Source organism: Gemmatimonadota bacterium (genome assembly GCA_039715185.1).
Lineage (GTDB): Bacteria > Gemmatimonadota > Gemmatimonadetes > Longimicrobiales > RSA9 > DATHRK01.
Window position 1 is genome coordinate 18,462 of record JBDLIA010000042.1, and the last position, 10,830, is coordinate 29,291.

The window sequence follows — 10,830 nt, forward strand, 5'->3', positions numbered from 1 at the left end:
GAGAACGGCATATGGGCAAGACGCTGGTGATTCTGAACGATCCGCCGTACGGGACCGAACGGAGCTACAACGGGCTACGTCTTGCCGGCGAGCTCGCCAAGCGAGAGGGCGAGCAAGTTCGTGTGTTCCTCATAGGTGACGGCGTGTCGTGCGCCAATCGGGGGCAGACCGTCCCGAAGGGCTATTACAACATCGAGTCCATGCTGAAGGCGGTCAGCCTCCACAACGGCGAGATCGGCGTCTGTGGCTCTTGCATGGACGCGCGCGGGATCCTCGAGGACCACCTCGCGGCTGATTGTCGGCGCAGCACGATAGACGTAATGACCGATTGGACCCTATGGGCAGACCGCGTAGCGGTGTTCTGATGCTCGGCGTCGGCTCCGTCGATGATCTCGACCGCCCCGATTTATGACGCGTTTTCGATCGACCGGAAGCAACGGAGCCTATTATGGAGAGCCTCTATCCAGTTCTGAGAGTCCTGCACGTGTTGGCATTCGTCTTCATGTCGGTGCCATTGTTCAACCTCATAGTTGTCAACGAGCGCGCCCAGTTGGGGTCGTCGTTCAGCTATGACGCGGACCGGTACATGGAGAACATCATTCGGCGCGGGGCAACCCGCTGTTTCGCGTTTCAGGCAACGGTGCTGGTCACGGGTGTGCTGCTGCTCCTGGTAGGCCCGCTGGGCATCACGGCGCTGTGGAGCAGCTGGGTGCTGATGGCCAAGACGCTATTGCTCTTCGTCCTGATGGGACTGCTCTCGTTCGTGCATCTGCGCCTGCAGCCGAGTATCGACGGCATCCTGGCGGAGGCGCAGCCCGGTGCGCCCGTGCCTGACGATCTGCCGGCACGAGTGAAGCCGTTGAGGGCTTTGCGGAAACGACTGGCCACGGTCTGTCTGTTTCTCGTTATCGTGACGATCATCCTCGGGCTGCAAGTCTATGTAAGGTTCAGTGTGGGCCTGACCAGTGCTCTCATCGCGATCGCGGCGCTGTTCACCTGGCGAGTCAACAAATCGCTCGTTCGTTTCGGCTGGGTTTGACCGGTTCCTGAAGCCGGAGGCCGAGTGCTCTGGCCAAGCCTCCGACCGGCAGACTAACCTCGTCAGGCCGAACGCGACGAATCGTAAAGGCGAGGTAAGCCATGAGGAGCAAGCCCGGCAGGATTCTCAGGGAAGGGCTGATCGGAGGCGTGGTCGCTTACGCCGCTGTGGTCCTCGTCTTCGCCGTCCTGAACGCGGTCCAGGGCCGGTCGATCTTCCACACGGCCGCCGCCATGGGCGCCGTCTTCTTCTACGGAGCGGATGCCTCCAGCAGGTTCGTGGTCGAAGCGGGACCCGTCCTGGCGTACAACGGCGTGCACCTACTCGGCTCGATCGCCGTCGCGACCGTCGCCGCGTTCCAGGTTTTCGAGACCGAGCGGCACGTGTCCTTCTGGTACTTCCCGTTCACCGTGCTCGTCGCCGCCATCCTGTACTCGATCACCGTGTTCGGGGTGTTCGGCGTCGAGATCGGAGGCGTGCTGGATTGGTCCACCGTGAACATCGGGACGGCGGTATGGGTCGGCTCCATGACCGGCTACTTCGTGTGGGTCCACCGTGGTCTGATGCGACGAATCCGGGAGGACGCGGAGACGGGCGCATAGATCGAGAACAGTGACGACCCTGGCCTGGATCGTCGCCGCCGGCGTCGCCATGAGCGCTATCGCGCTGGTGGGGAGCGTCACGCTCCTGTTGAAGGAGGCGACGCTCGACAAGATCCTGCTGCCGCTGGTGGCTTTCGCGGCGGGATCGCTCTTGGGCGGCGCCTTCTTCCACATGCTTCCCGCGGCCATGGAGGGCCCCGCGTTTCGCATCTCGGCTTTTGTATGGCTGCTGCTCGGGTTCTCGGTCTTTCTCGTGCTCGAGCAGTTCCTCCACTGGCATCACTGCCACCGCGCCGCCGCGCGGTGCCGCAAGCCGCTCACCTACCTGATCCTGATCGGAGACGCGCTCCACAACTTCATGGGCGGGCTGGCGGTGGCCGGGGCGTTCATCATCGACATCCGCCTCGGCATGGTCACATGGCTCGCGGCCGCGGCTCACGAAGTGCCCCAGGAGCTGGGCGACTTCGCGGTTCTGCTTCATGGGGGTTGGCCAAGGAGCAAGGCGCTGCTCTTCAACCTGTTTTCGGGGCTGACCTTCCTCGTCGGAGCTCTCCTTGCCTACGCCGCCTCATTCCAGATGGATGTGGCCTTCTTGCTCCCGTTCGCGGCCGGGAACTTCCTCTACATCGCCGCCTCGGACCTGGTGCCGGAGGTGAACAAGGACCATGGAGTGAGCAGGAACATCTACCACACCCTCGCCTTCCTGTCGGGGTTGGCGCTTCTCTATGGTCTGAGGTTGGCGTTCGCCTAAGAGCGGGGAGGGGCGTTGAAAGGGGGCCGAACACCATCGCTCCGATTGTCTCTTGAGGCGCCCTCAGTACTGCGGGTCGTACATCGCGGCTGCGATGCTCCCCCGCAGATCCTCCGGACGCTCCAGCCCCGCAACGCCGTCCGCGTAGGCCTGCTCCGCCACCGCGCAGGCGATGTTCAGCGAGATGTCCCGGATCTCGTTCAACGGAGGGTAGATCGAGCCCTGCTCCAACTGGGCCTCGCTGACCTGAGCCGCGAGCGACCGTGCGGCGGCAAGAAACATCGCGTCCGTCACCGTCCGTGCCTGGCAGCTCACCGCCCCGAGCCCGACACCGGGGAAGATGTAGGCGTTGTTGCCCTGCCCGGGCCGGAATAGCCGCCCGCCGACCTCCACCGGCCCGAAAGGGCTCCCGCTCGCGAAGATCGCGCGGCCGCCGGTCCAGGTGTAGACCTGCTCGGCGGTGGCTTCGGCTTTCGAGGTGGGATTCGAGAGGGCGAAGATCGTGGGCCGCTCGTTGATGTCGGCCATGGCCTCGACGATCTCACGGGTGAACGTGCCCGGAGCACCGGTCGCGCCGACCAGCGCGTGCGGCTCGAGGGAGCGGATCGCGTCGAGCAGGTCCATGGCCTGGCCGTCGCGGGCGAATCGCTCCTTGTGCGCCGCGATATGCTGCCGCGACCGCACGAGCAGCCCCTTGGAATCAACGAACGATATCCGGTCCATGGCCTGCTCCCGGTCCAAGCCGGCTTCCACCAGGGCTCCCACCAGAAGGTCGCCGATGCCCGTCGACGCGGCGCCGGCGCCGAGGAACATGACCCGCAGGTCCTCGAGCTCGATACCCGAGATCCGGGTGGACGCGAGAAGCCCGGCCAGCCCCACCGCCGCCGTCCCCTGGATGTCGTCGTTGAAACAGAGAACGCTGTCGCGGTAGCGGTCGAGCAGACGGTACGCGTTCGGCGTGAGGAAATCCTCGAACTGGATCAGCACGCCGGGCCACTTCTCGTTCAGCGACTCGACCAACTCGTCGACCAGGGCGAGGTACTCCTCGCCTCCCACGCGCGGAGACGGCACCCCCAGGTAGAGGGGGTCCGCCCTCAGATCCTCGTTGTCTGTGCCCACGTCCAGCATGATCGGCAGGCAGTGCTGCGGGGCGATTCCGGCGCACGCCGTGTACAGCGCCAGCTTGCCGATCGGAATCCCCATCCCGTTCGCGCCCAGGTCGCCCAGGCCCAGGATGCGCTGCCCGTCCGTGACCACTACGGTCCGCACGTCGGGCTCGGGCCAGTTGTCCAGCGTCTGGCGGACCTCTCCGCGCTCCGAGGCGGTGACGTAGAATCCCCTCGGCCGGCGGAAGATGTGGGCGAACTCCTTGCACGCCTGGCCGACGGTCGGCGTGTACACGAGCGGCATCAGCTCGTCGATGTCGTCGATCAGGGTGCGGTAGAAGAGTCGCTCGTTTCGGTCCTGGAGCGCCCGCAGCGCGATGTACCTCTCGATGTCGTATTCCTTCCTGCGCACGCCCTCCAGCACCCGCTGCTGCTGCTGAGAGAGCGTATTTACGTGCGGCGGCAGAAGCCCCCGCAGCCCCAGGCTCAGGCGCTCCTCGTCCGTGAAGGCCGTTCCCTTGTTCGTGGCGGGGTGGAACAGCAGGTCGGCCCCGCGTTCGTGCGGGCCCGACTGCGGCGGGTGGGGATTGGCATCAGGCATCAGCGTGGACCTCGTCAGAGAGGAGTGGCGCCGCTCACCTGGGAGTCAGGAGAGGAGCCACCAGGGGCTCGCCTGGCGGTGACGGTGATCGACGCAAAGCCCACGCCTTCCGCCTACTCCCTCAACCGCACCAGCGAAGCCAGCTCGCCGTACCTGGGATGCTCGCGGTACGGGGCGAAGGCGGCGTGCGACGAGAGATAGATCAGGCCCTGGAACGGAGTATCCGCTCCGTGCTCCAGGATCGCGATCCCCTGGTCGAGTGCCCCGAGTTGTCCATACAGGGCCACGAGCAGCGTGGCCGCCACACCCGACACCGCCCTGGGTTCCGCGTCGAGCGCCGCTACGGCCGCCTCCTTCGAGGCTTCTCCGGCCAGCGCGCGCACGGCGAGCGACAGCCCGCCTCCGTTCAGCCCGAACGCTTCCGAGAGACCGCGTGCGAGCTCATCGGCCCTATCGTACCTCCCGGTCATCAAAGCGGCGTAGAGGAGCCAGTACTCCGCGATCAGGTAGCCGGGATCGTCTGCGAGATACGCCTCCAGGATCTCCACGGAGTCCTCGTGCCGGCCCGCTAGCTGGAGCGCCTGGCCGTAGTCGGCGCGCGTGACGCCGGACAGCGGGTCGAGCGCCATCGCCGAGGCGAAACGCTCGCTCGATTCCTCGAAGCGACCGGTGTGCGCCAGCAGCTCGCCTAGCCAGTGCAGGGCGGTCGCGTATTCGGGATCGATGGCCAGCGCGCGCTCGATCCGCTCGATGCCCGCCATGTAGTCGTAGGACATCCACGCGGTGCCGTACCCGAGAGCCGTGTGCGCCTCGACCATGAGGCTGTCGAGTTGCAGGGCCCGCTGCGCCGTCTGCTGGAGCCGCGAGAAGGCGGTCCTGGTCGAGACGGAGGTGTAGCCGGAGAGGACGACGTAGGTCTCGGCGAGGGCGGCCCACGCCGGAGCGTAGAGCGAGTCCAGCGCAATCGCCGCCTCGAACAACTCGACCGCGCGCAGAAGGTCGGCGCCCGTGCGGCGGGTCCATGCCTGCTTGCCGAGCAGGTAGAGGTCGTGCGCCTCCAGGCTGGTCGAGTAGTCCGGCAGCTCCCAGTCGGTAGCGAGCAGCACGGGGTCGAGCGGCAGCGCGTCCACCACCGAGCGGGCGATCTCCTCCTGGACCGCGAACACATCCGCGGCCGGACGTCGGTAGGTGTCGGACCAGACCTCGAAGCCGTCCCTGGCGTCGATTAGACCCACCGCGACGCGCAGGCTGTCGCCCTGGCGCCGAACCGAACCCGTCAGCAGATGCCGGACCCTGAGCACGCGGGCGATGGAGTCGGTCGTCGCCGGCGAGTCCTTGAACGCGAACGAGGACGTTCGGGCCGATATCCTCAGGCCAGGCACGCGCGACAGCGCTCCCATCAACTCTTCGGTCAAGCCGTCCGAGAAGTACTCCTGGTCGGGGTCTCCGCTCCTGTTCAGAAGGGGCAGCACGGCCAGGGAGTTCATCAGGATGCCGTCGAACGCCGCCAGCCGCACCGACGCCGCCGGGTCCAGAACGGGGGAGGCACCTTCGTCCGCCGTCAACGCTCGGAGCGCGAGCAGGCCGACCGCGGCGACGCCGGTGAGGAGCGCGAGCTCGACCGCGCCGACTCGCTGCTGCCCCTTCTCGCCGTGGTACCAAGCGAGGATCACGACCACCGGGAGGCCGGTCGCCACGGCCACCGTGACGGCCCGCATGATGACCGCGGGCCACGCGAAGTTCTCGGCGACCTGGCTGAGGACCTCGTAGGCCACCCAGCCGCCGGCCAGGTAGCCCAGCGACCACTGCCCGATCTTTCGCTTGCGGAACTTGTCCAGCCAAAGCGCCATGGGCGCCCCCCCCGGCCTATCTCTCGGCTTCCACCAGCGACTGCAGCCGGTGCCGCGCCGCGTCCACGCGCGGCTGCAGCTCCGGGTCGGCGTCCTTCCAGAGGTCGATGAACTCGGCGAGGGCGGCGCGCGCGGCGTCCCGGTCGCCGGCCGCCAGGTGCAGTCCCGCGAGGCGCTCGAGCGTGATGGCGCGGGCCACCGCGTCGCCCCTGATGCGGAAGGGGTCGGGAGTGCGCAGGTAGGACTCATAGGCGACGCGCGCGGAGTCCGGCCGGCCCAGCGCCTCGTGCGCGCGTCCGATGTCCACGAGTCCGCACCGCGGACACTGCTCGACGTATTCCCTCGCCTCCTGGAAGCTCTCCAGGGCGGCCTCGTACTCGCCGCGCGCGAACGCGATCTCCCCGCGCGCGTTGGCCCACTCGTCTCTGTCCCGGCGTCTGTACCTCTCCGAAGCGCGGTCGAGCCAGCTCTCGAGAACCCGCTCGGCGTCGTCGGTCGCGCCCGCGAGTGCGAGCGCCGGTGCGACGTCCAACTCCCAGGCCCAGGAGGCCGGGATCGAGTCGAGGAAGCCGGCCGCGAGCGACGCACGAAGGGCATCGACCTCTTCCGCAACGGGCAGCTCGAGCCACGCGCGCCGGCGGAGCCGGAACAGCTCGTCGCCGAGCCTGATCTGCACCGGGTTGAGGCCGGCGGCTCGATCGGCCTCCTGGTTGAGGCGGAAGGCCTCCGCAAGTCGCCCCTGAAGACTCGCGATGTTCCCTAGCCGGGACAGCGAACCCGCCTCGTAAACGGTCCCCGAGCTGGACTCCCGGAGTCTCAGCCATCCGCGAGAAGCGGCCTCGTAGTCGCCTGTCATGGCGGCGAGATATGCGCGTATGTTGGCCGTGTAGAGCGAGTCCGAGGGGAACCTGGCGGCGTACGCGTCCAACTCCGCGGCGGCGGCTTCGACGTTCCCCTCGTAGGCCGACAGCTGCCATCGGATGTCGGACCCCAGGGCCCACGCCGACCCCACCGCGAGGACGCGGTCGAGCGCCTCGCGCGCCCGGGGCAGCTCCATCCGCTCCAGGCGGTAGTAGAAGAGGTTCAGCAAGCCCTCGCGGTCGTCCGGATACTCGGCGAGCAGGCGCTGGAGCGCGGCGTACCGCGCGTCCCTGTCGAACTCCACATCATCCTGGTACCACACTTCCGCGAGCAGCCGCTCGCGGGGGCTCAGGCGCTCTGCGTGCCGGCGTGCGCGCTCCAGGGCGTCGGTCGCGCGGTCGTCGTCCACGTCCTGGAAGAAATGCAGCCGCCCCAACTGGATCCAGGCCATCGCGAAGGCGCTGTCCGCGGCGACGGCTTCCTCCAGTAGCGCGGTCGCCCGGGTGGACTCCGGCGCGTCCTGGAGGATGCGGACGGCGCTGGAGTAGCGCTGCAGCGCGGGCAGCGAGCGGGTGGTGACGCGCTCCAGCGGGGGGCTGCCGCGGACCGAGGACAGCGACTCGCCGATCTTGGCGCGCATGTCGGCGGACAGTTGGTCCACCGCGTCGACCAGCTCCGTCGAGTCACCGGCGGTGGCCCGGAAGGACGCGAGCGAGCCCCCTCCGCCGGGCGCCACGATGCGCGCCGAGATGACGACCGATCCTCCGGCGCGTAGTAGCTCCCCGGCGAGCACCGCCGGGATGCCTTCGCGCAGCGCGACCTCGTTGGCGACGTTCGCGTCGATCCTCGTGGCCTCGTCCCTCTGCATGCGCGCGAGCGCGTCGCGGACCACTCGCGGCTCCACCAGGCGCACGACCCGGGACTGCTCCAGATCTATACGCAGCGCCTCCGTCACCATCTCCGCGATGGCCGAATCCGCGGGCGGGCCGTCGAAGTCGGCCAGGATGATGCGCGCGTCCTCGGCCAGCGCCCCCTGCGCGAACAGCGTGGCGGCGGGGCCGATGCCCACCAGCCGGCTGGCCATGAAGAGCGCGACGACGATGCCCAGCAGCGCGAACGCGCCGAGCCCGCTCAGGATCGCGTTCCGCCACGTCAGATGCCGCGACAGCGACCTCGGCGAGGACTCGGGCGCGGGCGGCTGACCCGCGGCCGCCGGCGGGGCGGGCGCCGCTTGGGCCGTCGCGCCGCCCGCTTGGGCAGCCGGTGTTGGCGGCTCGTCGGTCGCCGGAGAGCCTTCCTGGAGGAACGCCGTCGCGAGCACGATCGGCAGGCCCACCAGCAACAGGATCAGCGCGGTGGGCGCTACCCAGTCGGGCAGCCCCAGGCCCTCGGCCAGGTCCAGCGCGACCTGGTAGACGATCCACGAGCCGGTGGCGTAGATGAGCAGAACCTGCCACAGAGAACGCCGGTGGAGCTCGCGAAGGAGCCGCTTCACGATGCCACCTAGGGAAGCCCCAGCAGGCCCACGAGGAAGTCCTGGGTGCGCGGAATGCTGCCGTCCATCGTGAGCGGGTTGTGGCCGCCGTTAGGGTACAGGAACGCCTCGAACTCCGGCGCCATCCGGCCCAGGCCGCTCATCGTCCGAATGAGGCTCTCCGCCTGGCTGACCTCCACGACCATGTCCGCCTCCCCGTGGTGCACCTGCGCGTCCGGCAGCCGGTCGGCGAACAGCACCGCGGACCGGCGCACGAGCTCGCCCCTGACCGCGGGGATCGTGGTGGCGCCCAGCCGCAGCGGGGTGATGAACTCGCCGTCCAGGAACTCCAGCCCGGGCAGGTTGCGCAGGGTGCCCAACAGCGCCTCCTCCGTGACGTCCTGGACGAACTCGCCGAAGAAATCGGTGGGCCCGAAGAACTCCACGACGCCGTCGATGGAGGGCTCGCGCTCCGCCATGAGCAGCGCCACGCCGGCGCCCCGGCTGAGCCCTAGCAGGCCGATGCGCGTGGGGTCGATTTCGGGAACGGTTGTGAGCGCCACGTCGAGCAGCGCGAGGGCGTCGTCCACGTCGCGGTCCCACGGCGACGGCGGTCCGCCCGAAGTGAACGTCTGGCCGTCGAAGCGTAGCGCCTCGGCGCGAAAGGACGGCGCCACCCACACCACGTTACCGGCGAGATCCGCGGCGAACTGCGCGATGGTCACCACGTCGTTCACGGCGAAGCCGGCGTCGCCTCCGTGCAGGTAGACGACGATGGGAAGGCTGGCCGGATCGGCGCCGTCCGGCACGACGAACGCACCGTAGTGGAGCACGCCGCCCACGTCGTGGGACACGACGGTGACCGTGTGTGGAATAATACCCAGGATGCTCACGGCGCCGGTCGCCACGACCTGGATCTGGGACGCCACCGGATCGCGCCCCGCCCAGTCGTTCGCGACCGCGTCGATCTCCGCCTGGGTGGGCGGAGCGAAAAGTACGTCCAGGTCGACGCCGGCCACGACTCGGTCCTCGGGCGCGGTGCCGTCGTCGCCGCACGCAGCGGCCACCAGTGCGAATAGGAGGGTGGCCCAGCGTGCGGCCCTCGTCTGTGGATCGAGAAGATTCACGGGCGGCTCCAGCGGGAGGTGGACGGGCGAATCATTCGCGCGGCGCGGTCTCTCCGCAAGCGGCGCGGTGGCGTCCCGCGTCCGACCCCGGGTAAGCTGAGGTCAGCCGACCACCACCTGGGGAGATTGGTTGCCATGCCGCGTTCCTTGCACGTCACAGCGTTGCTTCTGACGTCAGTAGCCGTCCTGGTCGCGTTCGCGCCCGCGTCGGGGCAGGGCGGCGCGCCGATCGTTCTGCTCCCGGACCGGGTATGGGACGGCGCCGCGGACGAGGCCCGCGAAGGCTGGGGCGTGCGCGTGGGCGGCGACCGGATCGAGGCCGTGGGACCCGCGCACCAGCTCGGGCGCGACGGCGCGCGGGTGCTCGAACTGCCCGGAACGACGCTGATCCCCGGGATGATCGAGGGCCACACCCACCTCTTCCTGCACCCCTATGACGAGACCTCGTGGAACGACCAGGTGCTCGTGGAATCGGAGGCCGAGCGGACCTTGCGGGCCGGCAGCCACGCGTGGGCCACGCTGCGCGCGGGCTTTACGACCGCTCGCGACCTGGGTACGGAGGGTGCGGGCTACGCCGACGCGGGGCTCAAGGCCGCCATCGCCAAGGGAGTGATCCTCGGCCCGCGGCTGATCATCTCCTCGCGCGCGATCGTCGCCACGGGCGCCTACGGCCCGCGCGGATTCGCGCCGTCATTCAGGCCTCCGCTGGGCGCCGAGGCCGCCGACGGCGCAGGCTTGGAGCGCGTGGTGCGCGACCAGATCGGCCACGGCGCGGACTTCATCAAGGTCTACGCCGACTACCGCTGGGGCCCGAGCGGCGAGGCGCGCCCGACGTTCACGCAGGAGGAGCTGGACCGGATCGTCGGGGTCGCCGAGAGTTCGGGGAGGCGCGTCGTGGCGCACGCCGCGTCCGACGAGGGCATGCGGCGCGCCATCCGGGCCGGCGTGCAGACCATCGAGCACGGCGACGGCGCGTCCGACGAGACGCTGCGGCTGATGGCCGAAAGTGGCGTGGCGCTGTGCCCGACGCTCGCGGCTTACGAGGCGATCTCGGTCTACGGCGGCTGGACCCCGGGGAAGGAACCGCCGGCCAACCTGCGGCGCTCGCGTGACGTGTTCGGCCGCGCGCTATCGGCCGGCGTCGACCTGTGCATGGGCGGCGACGCCGGCGTGTTCGATCACGGCGACAACGCCCGCGAGCTGGAGCTGATGGTGGAGTACGGGATGACGCCGCTGGACGCAATGCGCGCGGCCACGTCGGGCAACGCCCGCTACCTGGGCCTGGCCGATCGAGGTCGCATCGAGGCCGGGCTGTTGGCGGACCTCGTGGCGGTGGCCGGCGATCCGACCCGGGACGTTGCCGCCGCGCGCGACGTGAGGCTGGTCATGCTCGGCGGGGAGGTCGTGCACGCGCGCTCG

Annotated in this window: 9 protein-coding genes; 5 read left to right on the top strand and 4 right to left on the bottom strand. The window is 69.1% G+C overall.

Features of this window, described 5'->3' with window-relative positions:
* Positions 1 to 11: 11 nt before the first annotated feature.
* The 4 genes from ABFS34_09395 to ABFS34_09410 all read left to right on the top strand — a co-directional run bounded on the left by ABFS34_09395 (position 12) and on the right by ABFS34_09410 (position 2,392).
* Positions 12 to 365 (top strand): DsrE family protein, encoded by a 354-nt coding sequence (locus ABFS34_09395; protein MEN8375649.1) that lies wholly within the window; start codon positions 12 to 14, stop codon positions 363 to 365.
* Positions 366 to 448: 83 nt separating this feature from the next.
* Positions 449 to 1,039, top strand: a complete 591-nt coding sequence (locus ABFS34_09400) for a hypothetical protein (protein MEN8375650.1) — start codon at positions 449 to 451, stop codon at positions 1,037 to 1,039.
* 101 nt (positions 1,040 to 1,140) lie between these two features.
* Positions 1,141 to 1,641 carry a hypothetical protein gene (locus ABFS34_09405; GenBank protein MEN8375651.1) on the top strand — a complete coding sequence of 167 codons (501 nt, stop codon included), beginning with the start codon at positions 1,141 to 1,143 and terminating at the stop codon, positions 1,639 to 1,641.
* A 10-nt stretch (positions 1,642 to 1,651) separates the two neighbouring features.
* Positions 1,652 to 2,392 carry a ZIP family metal transporter gene (locus ABFS34_09410; protein ID MEN8375652.1) on the top strand — a complete coding sequence of 247 codons (741 nt, stop codon included), beginning with the start codon at positions 1,652 to 1,654 and terminating at the stop codon, positions 2,390 to 2,392.
* 63 nt (positions 2,393 to 2,455) lie between these two features.
* On the opposite strand, the gene ABFS34_09415 is transcribed toward ABFS34_09410, so the two are convergent.
* The 4 genes from ABFS34_09415 to ABFS34_09430 form a co-directional block, all read right to left on the bottom strand.
* Entirely contained in the window at positions 2,456 to 4,099 is a 1,644-nt protein-coding gene (locus tag ABFS34_09415) for an NAD-dependent malic enzyme (protein MEN8375653.1), read from the bottom strand.
* Positions 4,100 to 4,212: 113 nt separating this feature from the next.
* A complete protein-coding gene (locus ABFS34_09420) occupies positions 4,213 to 5,949 on the bottom strand; it encodes a hypothetical protein (GenBank protein MEN8375654.1) in 1,737 nt (578 codons plus the stop codon).
* 16 nt (positions 5,950 to 5,965) lie between these two features.
* A complete protein-coding gene (locus ABFS34_09425) occupies positions 5,966 to 8,305 on the bottom strand; it encodes a hypothetical protein (GenBank protein ID MEN8375655.1) in 2,340 nt (779 codons plus the stop codon).
* An 8-nt stretch (positions 8,306 to 8,313) separates the two neighbouring features.
* Positions 8,314 to 9,411, bottom strand: coding sequence for a peptidase (locus ABFS34_09430; protein ID MEN8375656.1), 1,098 nt, complete (start codon positions 9,409 to 9,411; stop codon positions 8,314 to 8,316).
* A 135-nt stretch (positions 9,412 to 9,546) separates the two neighbouring features.
* On the opposite strand from ABFS34_09430, the gene ABFS34_09435 reads away from it, so the two are divergent.
* Positions 9,547 to 10,830, top strand: a 1,284-nt coding sequence (locus ABFS34_09435) for an amidohydrolase family protein (GenBank protein MEN8375657.1), incomplete at its 3' end; no start/stop codon positions are given.